Annotated in this window: 16 protein-coding genes and 1 tRNA gene; 12 read left to right on the forward strand and 5 right to left on the reverse strand. The window is 43.8% G+C overall.

What is annotated here, in order from left to right:
• Positions 1-183: 183 nt before the first annotated feature.
• Positions 184-1,458 carry an HD domain-containing phosphohydrolase gene (locus DRB05_RS15350; protein ID WP_128727711.1) on the forward strand — a complete coding sequence of 425 codons (1,275 nt, stop codon included), beginning with the start codon at positions 184-186 and terminating at the stop codon, positions 1,456-1,458.
• Here the strand turns inward: DRB05_RS15350 and DRB05_RS15355 are convergent.
• A complete protein-coding gene (locus DRB05_RS15355; protein WP_010374094.1) occupies positions 1,455-1,772 on the reverse strand; it encodes a hypothetical protein in 318 nt (105 codons plus the stop codon). The two genes, DRB05_RS15350 and DRB05_RS15355, sit on opposite strands and share 4 nt — an antisense overlap.
• A gap of 373 nt (positions 1,773-2,145) precedes the next feature.
• Here DRB05_RS15355 and DRB05_RS15360 point away from each other — a divergent pair, with 373 nt between their 5' ends.
• Positions 2,146-3,405 carry an outer membrane protein transport protein gene (locus DRB05_RS15360; RefSeq protein ID WP_128727712.1) on the forward strand — a complete coding sequence of 420 codons (1,260 nt, stop codon included), beginning with the start codon at positions 2,146-2,148 and terminating at the stop codon, positions 3,403-3,405.
• Positions 3,406-3,466: 61 nt separating this feature from the next.
• Here DRB05_RS15360 and mutS read toward each other — a convergent pair whose 3' ends face one another.
• Positions 3,467-6,058 (reverse strand): DNA mismatch repair protein MutS, encoded by a 2,592-nt coding sequence (mutS, locus tag DRB05_RS15365; RefSeq protein ID WP_128727713.1) that lies wholly within the window; start codon positions 6,056-6,058, stop codon positions 3,467-3,469.
• Between the two features lie 24 nt (positions 6,059-6,082).
• Between mutS and DRB05_RS15370 the strand changes: the two genes are divergently transcribed.
• The 4 genes from DRB05_RS15370 to DRB05_RS15385 all read left to right on the forward strand — a co-directional run bounded on the left by DRB05_RS15370 (position 6,083) and on the right by DRB05_RS15385 (position 10,234).
• The gene (locus DRB05_RS15370; protein WP_128727714.1) at positions 6,083-6,574 is read left to right on the forward strand and encodes a nicotinamide-nucleotide amidohydrolase family protein; all 492 of its coding nucleotides are present in this window, start codon (positions 6,083-6,085) and stop codon (positions 6,572-6,574) included.
• Positions 6,575-6,640: 66 nt separating this feature from the next.
• Positions 6,641-7,696, forward strand: coding sequence for a recombinase RecA (gene recA, locus DRB05_RS15375; RefSeq protein ID WP_128727715.1), 1,056 nt, complete (start codon positions 6,641-6,643; stop codon positions 7,694-7,696).
• Positions 7,697-8,036: 340 nt separating this feature from the next.
• Positions 8,037-9,353 carry an adenylosuccinate synthase gene (locus DRB05_RS15380; RefSeq protein WP_095729680.1) on the forward strand — a complete coding sequence of 439 codons (1,317 nt, stop codon included), beginning with the start codon at positions 8,037-8,039 and terminating at the stop codon, positions 9,351-9,353.
• Positions 9,354-9,595: 242 nt separating this feature from the next.
• Positions 9,596-10,234 (forward strand): SEL1-like repeat protein, encoded by a 639-nt coding sequence (locus DRB05_RS15385; RefSeq protein ID WP_128727716.1) that lies wholly within the window; start codon positions 9,596-9,598, stop codon positions 10,232-10,234.
• 145 nt (positions 10,235-10,379) lie between these two features.
• On the opposite strand, the gene DRB05_RS15390 is transcribed toward DRB05_RS15385, so the two are convergent.
• A complete protein-coding gene (locus DRB05_RS15390) occupies positions 10,380-12,251 on the reverse strand; it encodes a sodium:proton antiporter (protein ID WP_128727717.1) in 1,872 nt (623 codons plus the stop codon).
• 571 nt (positions 12,252-12,822) lie between these two features.
• Between DRB05_RS15390 and proB the strand changes: the two genes are divergently transcribed.
• Both proB and DRB05_RS15400 read left to right on the forward strand, forming a co-directional pair.
• On the forward strand, positions 12,823-13,923 hold the full coding sequence (gene proB / locus DRB05_RS15395; protein ID WP_128727718.1) for a glutamate 5-kinase: 1,101 nt from the start codon (positions 12,823-12,825) through the stop codon (positions 13,921-13,923).
• A gap of 3 nt (positions 13,924-13,926) precedes the next feature.
• A complete protein-coding gene (locus tag DRB05_RS15400) occupies positions 13,927-15,174 on the forward strand; it encodes a glutamate-5-semialdehyde dehydrogenase (protein WP_128727719.1) in 1,248 nt (415 codons plus the stop codon).
• A 146-nt stretch (positions 15,175-15,320) separates the two neighbouring features.
• On the opposite strand, the gene DRB05_RS15405 is transcribed toward DRB05_RS15400, so the two are convergent.
• Positions 15,321-15,396 (reverse strand) — tRNA-Ala (locus tag DRB05_RS15405).
• Between the two features lie 129 nt (positions 15,397-15,525).
• Between DRB05_RS15405 and DRB05_RS15410 the strand changes: the two genes are divergently transcribed.
• Together DRB05_RS15410 and DRB05_RS15415 are read left to right on the forward strand one after the other, a co-directional pair.
• Positions 15,526-15,921, forward strand: a complete 396-nt coding sequence (locus DRB05_RS15410; protein WP_128727720.1) for a hypothetical protein — start codon at positions 15,526-15,528, stop codon at positions 15,919-15,921.
• Complete coding sequence (locus DRB05_RS15415; RefSeq protein ID WP_128727721.1) at positions 15,918-16,430, forward strand: prolyl-tRNA synthetase associated domain-containing protein; 513 nt, start codon at positions 15,918-15,920, stop codon at positions 16,428-16,430. The genes DRB05_RS15410 and DRB05_RS15415 overlap by 4 nt, the downstream gene beginning before the upstream one ends.
• On the opposite strand, the gene DRB05_RS15420 is transcribed toward DRB05_RS15415, so the two are convergent.
• A complete protein-coding gene (locus DRB05_RS15420; protein WP_128727722.1) occupies positions 16,389-17,522 on the reverse strand; it encodes an MFS transporter in 1,134 nt (377 codons plus the stop codon). The two genes, DRB05_RS15415 and DRB05_RS15420, sit on opposite strands and share 42 nt — an antisense overlap.
• A 188-nt stretch (positions 17,523-17,710) precedes the next feature.
• On the opposite strand from DRB05_RS15420, the gene DRB05_RS15425 reads away from it, so the two are divergent.
• Positions 17,711-18,247 (forward strand): DUF2058 domain-containing protein, encoded by a 537-nt coding sequence (locus DRB05_RS15425; RefSeq protein WP_010378951.1) that lies wholly within the window; start codon positions 17,711-17,713, stop codon positions 18,245-18,247.
• A gap of 72 nt (positions 18,248-18,319) precedes the next feature.
• Complete coding sequence (locus DRB05_RS15430; RefSeq protein ID WP_128727723.1) at positions 18,320-18,643, forward strand: c-type cytochrome; 324 nt, start codon at positions 18,320-18,322, stop codon at positions 18,641-18,643.
• The last annotated feature ends 39 nt before the right edge of the window (positions 18,644-18,682 follow it).

Here is an 18,682-nt window from a genome sequence, read left to right on the forward strand (position 1 = left end):
TCCGGCAATGCTTCACAAATACCTCAAAATAGATCACTTAATTAAGCAAATTGATATCTCCTGAGGTTTTTGAAAGGTTGTAATTTCACCATACCTTTGTGTGAATTTAATCTGAATAGATGGTGTTTCACCTCATTCAATGGTATTAATATTCATTGGCTAATTACGTAGTGTAAGCGATTCATGCAGATTGTCCTTCCCATTGAAGATCTTAGACCTGGAATGTTTGTGGATAATGTTCACAAACATAAGTCTGACGCGGGTATTAAGATTAAATCTCGGGGAATGGTTAGAGATGAAGCTATCATTCAAAGGCTGATTGATAAAGGGGTGTTAGAGCTCACCATAGACTTTACGCAGAGTGATATTCCTGTACCACAGAAATATCAGCAACCAGCAGAGCCTGTCACTGAAGCGCCACAAGCCCCTGAAGAACCTGCCGCGAAAAATGGCATGGATGGTAGTCTCTCCACCGCTCGCAGCAAGCCAAAACCCAAAGCTAAAACGGTGAGTAAAGAACAAACTTTGCAGCAAGAATTCGCGGTTGCGATGCAAAAGTTTGAAAAAAATAATCGGCAGATCCAAAGCCTCTATGGAGATGTAACATCGGGTTTGAAGGTCGATATGAGCCTCATCAATGAGGTAAGTAAAGACATCGTCGATTCGGTATTGCGTAATTCAAATGCGATGGCGATTTTAACTCGGATCAAAGACAAAGATGCCTACAATTGGCGTCATATGACTAACTGCGCAATTCTGATCACTGTATTTGCTAAGCACCTCGGTTTGCAACAACACATTATTGAACAGTTAGCCACGGGGGCGATGTTGCATGACATTGGTCACGCTAAGCTACCGCAGGGGCTGATCAATAAGCCGGGTAATTTTACCGATCTTGAGTATCGTGCGGTCAAAAAACATGTGGCGCAGTCGTTGGGGTTGAGCAAAGGTGAGTCTGGGATCACGCCTATTATGCTGGACATGATCATCAACCATCATGAACGCTTAGATGGTACAGGCTATCCCAGAGGAATTAAAGACGACGCACTCAGCACCGCGGCAAGAATGATGGCGATTGTAGATGTATACGACGCCATAACTTCAGATCAGCACCACAAAGAGGCTGATGAACCAATCAATGCTTTACGTTTTTTATTGTCGAGTAAAAAGCAATTTGACCCTATTTTAGTGCAACGATTTATTAAGTGCATGGGGGTTCACCCCGTAGGAACTATTGTTAAACTGACCAACGAGCGATTAGGGTTGGTACTCGAAGGCAATAAACATGCACCCACCGCGCCTCTTGTACGTGTGTTTTACAATACCAAACATCTCCACCATGTTACGGCAAAAGATTTGGATTTAAGCGAGTCAGATATAAAAGTGATCGCAAGTGTCAGGCCGCTTGATTATCAAATTAACCTCTCACGACTGCTAAGAGATCAATTATTGATTTAAGGTTTGGATTGCGCGACAGGGAAGAAAGCGTTTTTACAGCGCCTTTTGAGGTTTTGCCACCTAGCAGAGAGCATCGCGCCAGTCATACAGCTTGCCATCATTAATATCCACAGCAATGTTCCCTTTTCCGAATGTAACGCCGCACAGCTTAACAGCAGTGATAGCAGCGCTGCGACAATAGCACCTAACCAGTATTGACTGACTGGGTTATCACACTCTCCTGCGTGGCGACAGGCACAGTAGTTTGCTTTACACAGGCAATATACGCTGAGACCGCAAAATACCAATGCGCAAACGATTAATGCTATCGACATGTTGTTCTCCTTGGCACGATTAGCACACAGAATGATTCATACTCAGATTGAAGAGTGTATATAAGGGGTGAAGGTACGTCAATGATATTGGTAATTATTATCATTTGATAATTTATCTCATCCGATGAGTTTATAAAGTGCGTAATTTGTTCGTTATATGTTCACTTAATCAACGAAAAGTCGCAAAAAAGGAGATTTCTACTCCACTTTTAGGTAGGGTGTCATGAATTTATTATTCTGCCAATTTGGTGGGTGTGTGGCATAGCTGGATATTGGCTAGGTGAGCAAGGTCAAAGTGAGGCTACGCAGTGTTACTCGAATTGGTTTTTTTAACCATTACTCAGGAAATGGTTAGTTCACAGGGGATTAGAGTATGAACAAAGTATTATTAGGTCTTATCGCATCAGGTGCGATTTTATCGTCATCACAAGCACTAGCTGCCGCCTTCCAACTTGCGGAACAAAACGTATCTGGCCTTGGTCGTGCTTATGCGGGTGAAGCATCTGCAGCCGACGATGCGTCAGTGGTTGCACGTAACCCAGCATTGATGGGTAAGCTATCAGGCACGCAATTATCAGTAGCAGCTATGTATGTTCAACCGGACGTAAGCCTGACGGGAACAGGTACTAGTAATGGGATCCCTGCAGCAGCGTTAAATGACAACAGCATCGCACCAAGTGCTATTATTCCTGCTATTTATGCGACACACAAATATAATGACCAATGGTCGATTGGTGCTGGTATCTATTCACAGTTTGGTCTAGCTACAGAGTTCGATGAGGATTATGTGGCAGGCCAAATCGCGGGTGAAACTGAAATCGTCACAGTCAATGCTGGTATCTCCGCATCATACCAAGTGGATGAGCAGTGGAGTGTTGCTCTAGGTATTAACCATGTTTATGCCGATGCAAAAATCATCCGTAACTTGGGTGCTAACAACTTAGGTCAGCTGGCTAGCCTTGAAGCTGTTCACCTTGAAGGTGATGATACTGGCTTTGGTTGGAATGTGGGTGTAGCTTATCAAATTGATGAAAACAATCGCCTTGGTTTCCATTATCGCAGCGAAACGGACATTACTTTTGATGGCCACTTCCGTAGTGCTTTGCCTCCGGAAATAGGTGGTACTGGCAACGAATCTGTTCCTGGATATGTAGATATAACACTACCCGCAATAGCTGAAATTTCCGGTTCACATAAGTTAAACTCAGCAACCTCTGTTCACTACAGCGTATTATGGACAGGCTGGAGCAGCTTTGATGAGCTTGAGGCGATTATCGGTACTTCGCAGTCGGCATTCACTAAAGAAGAAAACTTTTCAAACTCTTTGCGTTTCTCCGTAGGTGCTGACTATCAGTTAAATGAGTCTGTTAAGTTGCGTGCTGGCATGGCGTATGATGAATCGCCAGCGGATGAAAACCACCTGTCTATTTCAATCCCAGACACAGACCGTACATGGTACTCTTTTGGTGCTGAGTACACTTTACCAAATCAAGCAACACTTGATTTTGGTATCAGCTTGTTAAGAGGTAAGACTCAAAACTTTGTTGAGACTGACAAAGCGCAAAGCAAGTGGGGTTTCCGTTCTAAAGGCCATGCGATGATCTTTGGTCTTCAGTATAACCACAAGTTCTAATTGTGAGAGAACATTAAAAAAGCGGCTTTTAGCCGCTTTTTACTTTCCATAGCATAACTTTCTAAAGCATAGATTTAAGTTGATATAGCAAAGCATGAGCTTGCTTTGGTGTCATATCATCGGGATCCATATCTGCAAGTAGTGCTTCAACCTCAGAAGGCTCATTGGCAAGCATTAAGCTCTGTTGTAGAGGCGCAGCTACATGAGTAGGCTTATCGCCAATAACACTCTGATGTTGCTCTAACAAAGCGAGTTTCTGTTTCGCCAACTTAATCACGGCTTTTGGCACGCCAGCAAGACTTGCTACCTGTAAACCAAAACTCTTACTTGCAGCCCCTTCCATCACGGTATGTTTGAAGGCAATGGTATCGTTATGTTCAACGGCATCCAAATGCACATTAACAAGGCCTGCTTGTTGCTCAGCCAATTCGGTTAACTCAAAATAATGAGTAGCAAATAGTGTTTTTGCTGCAATTTTGCTGGCGAGATAATCCGCTGTTGCATAAGCAAGTGATAAACCGTCATAGGTGCTTGTACCACGGCCAATTTCGTCCATCAGCACCAATGATTGGGCGGTTGCATTGTTTAAAATGGTTGCAGTTTCGGTCATTTCAACCATAAAGGTTGAGCGCCCAGAGGCAAGGTCGTCACTGGCACCAATACGAGTAAAAATACGATCGACAATTCCGATGGTGGCTGCGCTTGCCGGCACATAGCTGCCAATATGCGCCATCAACACAATTAACGCGGTTTGGCGCATATAAGTCGATTTACCACCCATATTTGGCCCTGTAATAATGAGCATTTTCCGTTCATCGTTGAGTTTAACTGGGTTGGCAATGAATGGCTCTTTACTTACTTGTTCTACGACTGGATGGCGACCATCCACTAAATCAATTTCGGTGCCCTCGGTAAGCGTGGGCTTGCAATAGTCTAGTGTCTGAGCACGTTCGGCTAAGGTGTTTAATACGTCTAAATCCGCAAGCGCCGCTGCCATGACTTGCAATTGTTCAATATAAGGAGCGATGAGTTCAAAGAGCTCTTCATACAGGCGCTTTTCAAGTGCTAGCGCCTTCGATTGGCTACCAAGCACTTTATCCTCATGCTCTTTTAGCTCAGGAATAATATAGCGCTCGTTATTTTTCAGTGTTTGTCTGCGAATGTATTCTGCAGGCACTAAGTGCGAATTGGCGCGGCTGATCTCAATATAAAATCCGTGAACGCGATTATACCCAATTTTTAATGTTGAGATCCCTGTGCGCTCGCGCTCTCTTTCTTCAAGTTTTTCTAATACGTCTGTGGCACCTGCGCTTAATGCACGCAGCTCGTCAAGCTCTGCATTGTAGCCCTGTGCTATTACTCCACCATCACGAATGAGAACAGGGGGATTGTCGATAACCGCTCGTTCTAACAAATCTTGTAACTTAGGTAATGCCGGTGAGTGGCTAATGATAGACTGAAGTCTCGCATCCGTCGCGTCTTGTAAAATATCATGCAATGGCGGTAACGCTTGTAATGCACTTCTTAAACGCGTTAGATCACGCGGACGAGCGGTAAACAAGGCTAACCGTGCTACGACTCGTTCAATATCGCCAATGTGTTTTAGTGCATCGTAAATTTCCATGCATAGTTGTTGTTCGATAAGGCTTGCAATCGCATTGAGGCGAGCATTGAGCTCTTTGCGTTCGCGCACGGGCGTATGAATACGGCGTTTTAGTAAGCGCGAACCCATGGCCGTTGAAGACTTATCTAAAATCTGCGCTAAGGTGTTTTCAACACCACCAGAGAGATTCAGTGTTAGCTCTAAGTTTTTGCGCGTCGCGGCATCTAAGATCACCGCGTGCTCATTCTTTTCGAGCGTGATCGCACGAATATGAGGTAATGCCGTGCGCTGCGTGTCTTTTACGTATTGCATGACACAACCTGCAGCGATTAAACCCATATTGGCATTGTCGACACCAAAACCGACTAAATCGCGGGTTTCAAACTGTTGACAGAGTAAATGCTTTGCTGTGTCTAAATCGAACTCCCAATCCGGGCGGCGGCGACTGCCTTTAATACTTTCTAGCACTAAAAGGTTCTGAAATGACTCTGGATATAACAATTCAGCGGGCTGCAAGCGCTGTAGCGTAGAATTAAGTGCTTCGTCAGTCTGTAGCTCGACGATATTAAATCGGCCCGAGTTAATATCAAGATAGGCAACACCATAACCTAAGTTTTTTGGATGTTGGTAGACCGCCGCAAGTAAATTATCTTGGCGTTCTTGCAATAGTGCTTCGTCGGTGACGGTACCTGGAGTAACAATACGCACAACTTTACGTTCTACAGGCCCTTTACTGGTCGCAGGGTCGCCAACTTGCTCACAAATAGCAACAGATTCACCTAGTTGTACCAAGCGAGCTAAGTAGTTTTCAACTGCATGATAGGGAACACCCGCCATTGGAATTGGATTGCCACCGGCTTTGCCGCGATAGGTTTGAGAAATATCGAGAAGCTGCGCCGCTCTGATGGCATCGTCAAAGAAGAGTTCATAAAAGTCGCCCATGCGATAGAACAGCAAGATTTCTTGATGCTGCGCTTTAATTCGCAGGTATTGCTGCATCATTGGGGTTTGTTGGTTTATAGTGTGTTCTGAATATAGATCTGACGACATTATTGATACCTAAAAGGTTTTCCTATGGAGCACTACAAAGAGATAGCCGAATATGCGGCACAATTGGGCGCTATTCTAACGAATAACGGCGTAACAATCACTACCGCAGAGTCATGTACGGGCGGTGGGGTGAGTTATGCGTTAACAGATACGCCGGGGAGCTCTGCTTATATCGAACGTTGTTTTGTAACATATAGTAATCAAGCTAAGCACGAATTATTGGGGGTATCACAACAAACCCTAACACAATTTGGTGCAGTGAGTGAACAAACGGTTGTGGAGATGGCAAAAGGCGCTCAGCAGGCAGCCAAGGCTGAAGTTGCCATTGCTGTGTCCGGTATCGCAGGACCAACAGGGGGCAGTGTTGATAAGCCCGTAGGTACTGTATGGTTTGCTATTGCAAATAGTGAAAAAGTTCAGGCATTTCACCAAGTATTTTCTGGAAATAGGGCCGAAGTAAGAGTTCAAGCTATTGAATTTGCATTAAAAAATACTATAGCAATGGTAAAATCATAAAATTCCACTTGATACTGTGATTTCATACAGTATACTAGGTGTCATTACGCTGAATTGGAGAAGCAAATGAACGATAACAAGCAAAAGGCATTAGACGCAGCACTATCACAAATTGAGCGTCAGTTTGGTAAAGGCTCAATCATGAAACTGGGTGAGAACAAGGCGCTAGATATTGAAGCCATCTCAACGGGTTCATTAGGTCTGGATATTGCACTTGGTATCGGCGGCTTACCAACTGGTCGTATTGTTGAAATCTATGGCCCAGAATCATCAGGTAAAACAACGCTAACATTACAAGCGATTGCAGAAGCGCAAAAGATGGGAAAAACATGTGCGTTCGTTGATGCTGAGCACGCGCTCGACCCAATCTATGCTGAGAAGCTAGGGGTTAATGTTGATGAACTACTGGTGTCTCAGCCTGACACCGGTGAACAAGCGCTTGAAATTTGTGACATGTTAGTTCGTTCTGGTGCGGTTGATTTGGTTGTTATTGACTCGGTAGCTGCACTTACCCCTAAAGCTGAAATCGAAGGCGATATGGGTGATTCACACGTTGGCTTGCAGGCTCGACTCATGTCACAAGCATTGCGTAAGCTTACAGCTAATATCAAACGCTCGAACACATTATGTATTTTCATCAACCAAATTCGTATGAAGATTGGCGTGATGTTTGGCAACCCTGAAACCACAACTGGTGGTAACGCACTTAAATTCTATGCATCCGTACGTCTTGATATTCGTCGTATCGGCTCAGTGAAAGAAGGTGATGAGGTTGTTGGTAACGAAACTCGTGTTAAGGTTGTGAAAAACAAAGTTGCACCACCATTTAAACAAGCTGAGTTCATCATCATGTATGGCGAGGGTACGTCGAAACAAGGTGAGTTGATAGACTTAGGTGTGAAACACAAACTAGTTGATAAAGCGGGTGCTTGGTTTAGCTACAACGGCAGTAAGATTGGTCAAGGTAAAGCAAACTCAATTAAGTTCTTAAAAGAAAATGTTGAGATTGCCAACGAAATTGAAGGCAAGTTGAGAGAAATGCTCCTAGCGCAAGCGGTTATTATGCCTGAAGAGGGAGAAGATAAAGGCCTTGCTGAAGTTGAAAATGATTTAGAGCTATAGGCTAGCTACCCAAAGCTTAACTGCTAGCCAGCAAGCTAGAGCTATATTTTTAAAAACCCAAAGGTTAACCTTTGGGTTTTTTACGTTTTATAAAAGTTTACTTTTGATAACAAAGAGATAGTTATCGATTAATCCGAACAATCCAGCTATTTTGATATAAAAATAAAATACGTTGTTTGATTTTCAGCTATTAATCTACCTTTTCAACAAGTTATGTAACTTGCCTTGATGCTTTACATCATCAATCTTATTGAAAGCAGAAAAATTAGGCAAATTGGGGTGATTTCAGCTATGGTTTTCTGGTAAAATCTGCGCCTAATTTTTTCTAAGTGAATTTGCAATGGGTAAAAACGTCGTTGTATTAGGCACCCAATGGGGTGACGAAGGTAAAGGTAAAGTAGTTGACCTACTTACAGATAAGGCTTCTTTAGTTGTTCGCTACCAAGGCGGACATAATGCTGGCCATACACTAGTAATTAACGGTGAGAAAACGGTACTACACTTGATCCCATCAGGTGTACTACGCGAAGACGTTAAATGTGTAATTGGTAATGGTGTAGTACTTGCACCAGATGCACTAATGAAAGAAATCCACATGCTTGAAGCTCGTGGCGTTCCTGTACGTGAGCGTCTATTGATCAGCGAAGCATGTCCTTTGATCTTGCCTTACCACGTTGCACTAGACCAAGCGCGTGAATTAGCGCGTGGTGAAAAAGCCATTGGTACAACTGGCCGTGGTATTGGTCCTGCGTACGAAGATAAGGTTGCACGTCGTGGTTTACGTGTTGGTGATCTTTTCAACCCAGAGCAATTTGCTGCGAAGCTTAAAGAAGTACTAGAGTTCCACAACTTCGCTTTGGTTAACTACTACAAAGTAGACCCAGTAGACTTCCAGAAGACATACGATGATGCAATGGAAGTAGCAAAAGTACTTAAGTCAATGATTGTTGACGTTACTGAACTACTTGATCAAGCGCGTAATGCTGGCGACCATATTCTATTTGAAGGTGCGCAAGGTACATTACTTGATATTGACCACGGTACTTACCCGTACGTAACCTCATCAAACACGACGGCAGGTGGTGTTGCGACTGGTGCAGGTTTTGGTCCTCTACACTTAGATTACGTTTTAGGTATTGTTAAAGCTTACACAACTCGTGTTGGTTCAGGTCCTTTCCCTACAGAGCTTTACGACGGTCAAGACAAGCAAGACCCAGTTGGCAAGCATTTAGGTGAGAAAGGCAATGAGTTTGGTGCAACAACTGGTCGTTTACGTCGTACAGGTTGGTTTGATGCTGTGGCAATGCGCCGTGCAGTTCAAATCAACAGCATCAGTGGTTTCTGCTTAACTAAACTAGACGTACTTGATGGTCTAGAAAAAGTAAAAATCTGTACTGGTTACCAGTTAGAAGACGGCACAGTGACCAATGTGACTCCACTTGCTGCTGAAGGCTACGAGAAAGTAACTCCGGTATACGAAGAAATGCCTGGCTGGAGCGAAAACACCTTTGGTGCAACTTCAGTTGAGCAGCTTCCAGAAGCCGCTATCAACTATATCAAGCGCCTAGAAGAAATCACTGGCGTGCCAATTGATATCATCTCAACAGGCCCAGACCGCGTTGAGACAATGATTGTTCGCAACCCTTTTGCTGAATAATCCAGCTGTCGATTCATAAAGAAAGAAGCTGCTACGGCAGCTTTTTTTGTGTCTATTACCCTACAAGTTTTTGTCTTCCTGCCGATAAATAAGCGAATGTTTGCTCATATGATAAAATTAGACTGCGCTTTGGCGTAAATAATGCTTAATCATATTTGAGTGTCGATGTTGCTGCAGAGCAAGTAAGTTGCTTTTGTAGCCTGCTATAGTTAAATAATCAGCTTTACTTTGATGGGTCTTCGATGAATTACTTACTTCGTTATTTTGCAGCTACAGCATTGAGTGTTTCCTTAAGTCTCAGTATACAGAGCAAAGTATCTGCCGAAGAGGCAATCGAAGCTGTGCCTTTATACACGCAGCAAGAGCTATTAGCGCTGATTGAAAAAAATCAACACCTCGCTCGGGTTAAGGCGGATGAGTGTCAGTTAGTTAAAGATATTGAAGCGCGTGCTGAAATTATGGCGCTGCCTTCGTATCAATTTCTCTATGGTGACATGCTAGCTTATGCCGTGTGTGTAGACAGAAATGTTGAACTCGGTCTTTATTATATGAAAAGGGCGGCAGAGCAGGGCCTTGCGGCGGCGCTTGAGCAATTAGGTCGTTACTATGATGTTGGCCAGTTGGTGCAAGAAGATAAAGCAATGGCGGTAACCTATCTTAGAGAGGCCGCAGCACTTGGTAACTTAAATGCTCAATTAAGGCTTGTAGATGTGTTTAATCAAGGTCATGGCAGTCCTAGAGACTATGAAGATGCCTATCGATGGCTGTTCCATTCCGCAGTTGCTGATAAAAAGCTACATAAGCGAATTCAGGTAGCACTAGGGGAGTTGGCAAATAAAATGCCAGATAGCGTGGTGAAGCGCGCTAGGTTGCCTATATAGCCTGAGCTTAGGTTAACTCCGTCGGGTCAATAGATATTACTTTCAGCAGGTTGTGAGTGGAAAGTAAAAGCGGCGTGATTTACGCCGCTTAGCTTGCTTCTAAATAAGGCTCGTACGCTTGTTTATTGCTGATCCAAATCTCAGGTTAAGTGATTTGCTGGCTGCTAAGCTTTGCACCAATTTGGCCTTCTTTATTGGCGTTTGGATCTTTAAGCACCGTTAACTTAGGCGGTTGTAACGCTAATACGCGATCGCCTTCTTCTGGTAGCCTTTTCATGTCAGAGGTAAATGGGCGGATCAACAAAGGCTCTTCATCTTTGTTCTGCTCTGTGAGTACAAACAGTGGGATTGCTTCACTGTTAACCTCTTTATACTGTTCCCATTTAAACTCTTCTGAGATCCGAGTTACGCTTACTTTGCCGCCCTTTGCCATCATGCTGCTTAGCTTGGCGTAATTACCTTCGTCACCAAACAAGATTTGGCGAGAAAGAAAAGTAGCACTATCTTTGTTCGCCTTAGCATGGTTAGTGGATGATTTGAGCGAATAAACACACTGATCACCAAGTAAGTGAGAAAAGTATTGTACACCTAATGCGTTGTGGTGGCGGTTAGGTGAAAGCGCTAAGACCGATTTTAGGCTGGTCAACGGCAGGTAACGTTCTGCATGTTCCGACTGTGGATTACCATAGTAACAAGGCAGCCCGTCCATTCTTGCCATTTTGCAGTTTTCCCATGCGGGATCGGATAGGTAAACATCAACATTTTGATCTTTTAAGCCCTTAGCAACCGCTCTTGCTACATGATTTGCACCAATAATGAGTAAGGTATTGGGTTTTGGTTGACGAACTCCTAAAAGACGCGCGAAAGGCGTTGCCGTTAGGCTTTGTAATACTACCGTAATGATGATAACGGTGAAAATGAGTGGCACCATTTTATCCGCATCTGCGATTTGTGATTTTGTCATACTCAACGCAAAAACTGAGCCAACGGCTGCAGCAACAATGCCTCGAGGAGCTATCCAGCTTAACAGAATACGAGACTTTATCGGTAAGTCAGTGTTGAACGTCGATAAGAATATCGACAGTGGTCGAGCAATAAACAATACTATCGCGAGAAAGATAAAGACGTCGGTGTCTAGTAGCATTAAATCTTCTAGCTTGAGTCGTGCCGCGAGTAAGATAAATAAGCTCGAAATCAGGATCATTGAAAGATCTTCTTTAAACTCCAACACTGAATCGATTTCCAAGTCGTCTTGGTTCGCGAGCCAAATACCAAAGATGGTCACGGCTAGTAAACCCGACTCATGGCTCAGATGATTCGATAGCGTAAAGCTAAACAACACTAGCGCTAAAATGGCGAATTTGTGAAGCTCGAAAGGAAGCCACTCTTTTCTTATTAGGTATGTGGTTAGGTAACCTGATGCGACACCAATACTGATCCCAACACCAAGGGTTGATACTAGCGCCCACAAGGTGTGACTAAAGATACCTTCGCCACCGACTAAAGAGACTGCTTCAAATACAAGTACGGCAAAGAGTGCACCAATTGGGTCTATGACTATACCTTCCCAACGTAAAATACGATCTATGTCTTTGTCTGGGCGCATTGCGTTCAGCATTGGAGCAATAACCGTTGGACCGGTCACCACAAGTACGGCTCCCAAAACAGCGGCAACTTGCCAGTTAAGCTCCAGCACGAAAATAGCGGTCGTTGCTATCACCGCAAAGGTTGCCAGCATCCCGATAGAACAGAGATTACGTACGACCTTGCCAATCCCTTTGAGTTCTTTAAAGTGTAGGGTTAGCGAGCCTTCAAAGAGGATAACTGCGACAGAAAGCGAGACGACGGGAAAGAGTAAATCCCCGAGTAAGGCATCTGGGTCCAGCGTGCCGCTAAACGGTCCCAAAGCAAGGCCAATAAGAAGTAAAAACAAAATTGCTGGAACCTTAAAGGCCCAAGCAAGCCATTGTGCTATTACAGAACATACTGCAATACCTGCAATGTAGATTGCTGACATAGATTCTCCCCGGTTGGATTATCCCAACATTTTTATCAGTATAGCTAGCATCCTGTTATAACACAGCGCGAATGAGGGTAAAGTGAATAAATTACTGAAAATAAGCTATTATAAAATTGATTTATGGTGGTCATAAATAATTAACATGGGATAGGGTTGCAATCTTACCCGAGCTTAAGTTAAGGTAATAAGCGTTCAAGGCGTGGAGTAAGTCGCGCCGTCATTCACAATCTACTCATTACGCAATTATTCATTGCGGTACAGCCTTTCCGGCCGCACCAAACCATGGTGGCCCTGTTGGAAACGGCTCGACGTCAAGGGTTAAGTACTTGATGTCACAATCAATCTTCTATTAGTGAAATGTCAGCCAGTTAACGATCGTTACTGTGTCTGGGTTTAGCATGTGTGGCGACATGATGGGACTAAGGTCTTCGCCGTCGCACGTCTGTTTGTTTTATCTATTTGCCGACTTTTTGGTCGATGCATTGCGCTTTCTGTTGTCTTCTAATAGGAGATATTTGGAGTACCAACTCGTGAGTGGGTGGTTAATTTAATGCAGGAATTTATGTCGATGAAACAGTCAAAACGTATTGTAATCAAGATCGGGAGTGCGCTAATCGCGCCAGAGCAAGATGGGTGTCGATCCCGCTATTTACTCAGCATTGCGCAATTCATCGTGCGTTGTCGAGCCCGTGGTATCGAAGTGATCCTCGTCTCTTCTGGTTCAGTCGCAGCAGGGTCGCACTTATTTCCAAACGCAGAGCAGCCTAGCATTGCGGTGAAAAAAGCGATGGCGGCAGCTGGCCAAACCGAGATGATGGCTACGTGGGACCGTTTCTTCGACTTCCCGTCGGCGCAGATATTGCTGACTCACGGCGACCTACGTGATAGAGAGCGATACACCAGTATTCGTGAAACAATATTCACTTTACTCGATCATGGAATACTGCCTATTATCAATGAAAATGACACCGTGACCACAGACGACCTGAAGGTGGGTGATAACGATAATTTATCAGCCATGGTCGCTGGGGCAGCTGATGCTGATGGGCTAATTATTTGTTCTGATGTTAGCGGTTTATATAACAAAAATCCTAATTTACACGCTGACGCAGAGCTGATTTCAGAGGTAACTGAGATCACCGAAGAAATCTACGATATGGCAGGTTGTCCAACGAGTAAGGTTGGCACCGGTGGTATGAAGACCAAAATCGAAGCCGCTGAAAAGGCGACCTCTCACGGTATAGATACCTATATTGTTAACGGCTTCGAGGAAACGACCTTTGAATTGTTGTTGGCGGGGAAAAACCCTGGGACTGTATTTACTGCTTATGATAAACCGATGCAAGAAGCGGTGCATTGGATGACTCACACAGCCTCTGAGCAGGGAGAGCTAGTTGTAGACAGCGATTACGGTTCTAGTGAAAACCAAGTCGTGGGTCAGTTAAGTGGTGATGAAATCACTGAAGTAAAAGGTGAATTTTCTGTTGGTGATACCATACTCGTAAGAAGTAAAGATGGGAAGCGATTAGCAAAAGCGACCACCAATTACAGTAGCTGCCTGCTGAACTTTTTAACTGAACATGAAGAGAGTCCGATCAGCGAAAAAATTCAAGATAGTATCGGACCCGTTATTTCAGAACAAGATATAGCTTTATTGGAGAAGTCATAAGACATGAGTTTAATTACAGATATTTCATCACAGGCTGCAAAAGCGGCGAAACAGTTAGCACTATTAACTACAGAGCAAAAAAACGCTGTTCTAGCAGATATGGCGAAAGGGATCCGCGAAAGCAGCGAAGCGATTATTAGAGCCAATGAAGCTGATTTAGCTGCTGCTCGTGATAACCAGCTTAGCGACGCTATGATTGATAGGTTAACGCTTAACCAAGCGCGAATTGAAAGCATGGCAGAAGGTATTGAAACTATCATTCAACTGGACGACCCAGTAGGGGCACGCAGAGACATGGGCGTAAGACCAAATGGCATTAAAATCAGCAAAATGCGAGTGCCACTTGGTGTTGTTTGCATGATTTATGAGGCGCGCCCCAATGTCACCGCCGACGCCGGTGCGCTGTGTTTTAAATCTGGTAATGGCGTTATTTTACGTGGTGGTAAAGAAGCACTAGCGAGTTCTTTAGAAATCGCAAAAGCGATGCATAGAGCGCTTGAAAAACATAACTTACCTGCCGCGTTGGTTTCTGTTATTCCAGATCCAGATCGTGCATTGCTAATGGAGCTGATGCAGCAAAAAGAGTATATCGACCTTATCATCCCACGTGGCGGTGAGGGTCTAATCAATTTTGTTACTGAGAATAGTACGGTGCCAGTGATCCAGCATTTTAAAGGCGTGTGTCACTTATATATAGATAAAGCGGCCGATCTCGATAAAGCAATGGCGCTTCTATTAAATGGTAAAACGCAGCGCACTGGTGTATGTAATGCGCTTGAAGGGTTAATTGTTCATCAAGATATTGCTTCGACTTTTTTACCGAAAGTTGCTGCCGCGTTGGCTGAACGAGGTGTAAAAATCAATGCATGTAAGCAAACCGTGGCTTACTTCGATAATGCTGTTGAGTTAAGCGATGATGAGTTTGGCGAGGAATACTTGAGCCTTGAAATTGCGGTTCGTCAGGTTGCTGATTTTAATGCAGCGCTTGCACATATAGATCGCTTTGGTAGTCACCACACCGAAGTTATCTGTACAGAAGACGAGGCTGCTGCGGACTTGTTCCAACGCGGTGTAGATGCTTCTGTCGTGATGGTTAACGCCTCTTCACGCTTTAGTGATGGTTCAGCGTTAGGCCTAGGTGCCGAAATTGGTATTGCGACAACCAAATTACACGCTTACGGGCCAATGGGCTTGGAGTCGCTAACAACAGAAAAGTTTTTAGTGAATGGTGAAGGCCAAATAAGAGAGTAATGAAGTTATCCAGCTTGGGTATGTGGGGTCTTACTCAGTAGTAGACACAGAATGACATAAGTAACTGCAAAGCTCGGGTCGAAAGATTTGGGCTTTTTTCTTTTCTATTTAGGGGGCATTTTGTAAGAAGTAAGAAGAGCAGAAAGTGGTGGAGCTAAGCAGGATCGAACTGCTGACCTCCTGCGTGCAAGGCAGGCGCTCTCCCAGCTGAGCTATAGCCCCACATTCCGTCTCTAGACGATGCAAAATCTAATCACTTTTTATATTCTCGTCAACCCCTGACAAAAAATTTCGCTATTTTTTTATAGTCTTTGTTACACTGAACTGAAAATAAAACGACTTAAGAGAATTATGGTTCTGCGTTATCTTTTTGTTATTGCCATTGTTGGGCTACTTGCGAGCTGTGCATCACAGCCTGATGAGCCTGAACTCATTATCGAAAAACAATCTTTTCATAAGCGTCTTTCGCCAACTGGCGATAAAGAATTTGCTTTCATTGTAACGGTACAAGCAACACCTCGAATGGAGTTAGATTCAAGTAAGCCAATATCAAGAGGAGAGCTAAAACGTTTTGCGGAGTTTGAACGTATTGAGGACTCCCCCTCTCTAAAACTCAAGCTAGAAGAGCAAGCCGTCGCTTTATTAAAACCGGCGTTGCTTGAGGCGAACTACTGTAAGGCAGGTCATAAAATTACCGATGTATACTGGCGACAGCGTAGCGTTCAGTTACGAGGCAGGTGTTTGTGATCAGAAATAATCCGAGTGCACTTGCAGAGCTGCTCGCTCAGCTAGATATCAGTTATCTCAATTATGAGCATCCACCTTTACATACTTGTCTAGAAGCTGACAATTTAAAGTTAGAGAGAAAAGGGACGCGGCTGAAAAACCTCTTCCTCCGAGATAACTATGGAAAGCGACACTTTCTTTTTATTATTCCTGCAGATAAGCAAGTCGATCTAAAAGCGCTGTCTAAATCTCAAGGGGTGTCGCGTTTAGGTTTTGCATCGACGGACAGGTTAGCAAAGTATTTAGGAGTGGAACAAGGCTGTGTATCAGCACTCACACTGCATAACGACAGTGAGCAACGAGTCGAATTATGGCTTGATAGTGAACTGCAATCTGCGCACTTATGGCAGTGTCATCCCCTAGTGAATACTAAAACTTGGGTGTTAACGCTCGAAGATTTAAAGCGCTTTTGGCAAGTCACTGGACACTCACCTCACTGGGTTGACTGTATTTCTCAAACTCAGAACTAAGCCGACTGTACAAACGATAAAAAGTGACGCACAAAACCAAGCGATACCAGCTTGCTCATAAATCAAACCCGGAAGGTAAGAACCCAGCACGCCTCCAGAATAATAAAATGAAACATAAGCGCCATTGGTGACGGTTGCTGGAGCCTGACTAATACTGTTGGCTAATGGTGCTGCGGTTGAATGGATCACAAACATACAGGCGCAGAATAGCGTAAATAAGGCCACAAAAAAGAATACAGACGCCACGGGTAATAGCGCAATGGTTGTAGCATAGATGAAGAACATCACAGCTAAAAATCGCCAGGTAGAATGAAATTTACTTTGTAGCCAAGGTGTAACGATGGACCCTAAAGCACCAACTAAGTAGCCTGTATAGACCCAGCCCACTTTACTGGGATCAGTTAAATTAAAGTCGTACTTGAGTATAAAAGGTAAAAAGTTGAGTAGTCCCGCGAAGCAGAAAAACATACAAAATACAGAGCTGTATAATCTCACTAGGCGTGATTGCTTGAGTGGTGTTAGGTAGTCCCTGATCCTTGTCGCGTGAATTATTGGTGGTTTGTTCTTGCTGGCTCGAATGCTAAATGCCAGCATAATTAATAACAATGCGTTTAGGTAATAGAAACTTTGCCACTCAAACCAGACCGTAAAGTTGGCCGCAAGTGTACGGCCAAAATAACCTCCGGCTATGCTACTTCCGATGTACAAGCTCATGTTTCTTTTCAACTGCGAGCCACTGAATTGTTGGCCGATATAACCTGTCATTGCAGTGAGTGCTGCAGGTAATAATAGCCCTTGAATTAACCGGATAAACAATAGCCCTGAAAATGAAGTCATTGAAGCAAATGCTAAACTGCTGAGTGCCAAAAGCAGCATGGTCCACTTTAAAATGCGTAGTGGATTGGACCTTGCTAGCAATAATCCGTAGCAGATTGGTGCGATAGCCAGAGGTAGCATAGTTGCTGACATCAGCATGCCTGCATCTGACGCTGACACACTAAATTGCTCCGCAAACTCAGCCAGCAGCGGCTGCGGTGCGTAAAGCACAAAGAAAATGGTAACGGAGCAGAGCAATAGGTGTATGACAGGCATTAAGCAATAAGGCTTTTAATTTCGATGAGTTAGCTTAAATTAAAGCAAACTAGATGACAATTTTTTGCGCTAAATCACGATGCGCAGCAATAATTTTGGTAGTTTTATATTAGATTGGCTGATTCCTCTCTGGTCAATCGAAATTGCTGAGTTAAAATAGTGAAAAGTCTATTTTACGGAGTTGCATGATGGGTTCACTGCAAGATCAGTTACTAAAAGCAGGTCTAACAACTGAGCACAAAGCGAAAGTTGCAAAAACACAAAAGCGTAAACAGCAGAAGAAAAAGAAAAAGGGCGCAACGAGCGACCAAACGGACCTTCAAAAACATATTGAGCAAACAAAGCTCGAGCAGCAAAAGCGTGCCGAAGAGCTAAATAAGGCGAAGCAAGAAACGCTAAAAGACAAAGAGCAAATTGCTCGCGTGAAGCAGATCTTAGAGCATCATAACCAAGATGAGATCCGCGGCAATGTGACCTTTAACTTCACATACCAAAATAAGGTGAAGGAGTTAGAAGTTAATTCCGAAACACAAAAAGCGCTATCAAAGGGGCGTTTAGCGATTTGTGTGTTAGAAGAGCAGTTCTACGTACTACAAGATGAACCTGCTAGAAAGATTGCAGAGGTAGACGAAAAATATATCGTTTTCCATGTCGAGGACAATCAGCAAGGTGATGAGGATGACCCTTACGCTGACTTTGAAGTCCCAGATGATTTGATGTGGTAGTGATTAGGCTTTAGGTCACACTTTAGTCTACACTGACTTACAACGTTAACCGTCAATAAAAAGAGTAATGATATGAGCAAGATGAAAAAACTACTAGTAGGGACTACGGTGGCAATTTGCGCACTAGGTTCAGCAAGTTCAATAGCTGCAGATGGTAAAGCATTATATACAGCAAAGCTGTGTCAAACCTGCCATGGTGCAGAAGGTAAAGCACCAATCATGCCTCTGTATCCAAAGCTAAATGGTCAAAATAAAGAGTATTTAGCGGCGCAGATGAAAGACATCAAATCAGGTAAACGTAATAACGGTATGTCAGCAGCGATGAAAGCGATGGTCGCTAATGTCACTGACGCTGAAATCGATGCGATTGCAGAGTATTTATCTAAAGTTGAATAACGTCAAAATTAGATATCAAAGATAATAAAAACCACCGTT

This window comes from Pseudoalteromonas sp. A757 (genome assembly GCF_004103285.1).
In the GTDB taxonomy this organism is placed as follows: domain Bacteria; phylum Pseudomonadota; class Gammaproteobacteria; order Enterobacterales; family Alteromonadaceae; genus Pseudoalteromonas; species Pseudoalteromonas galatheae.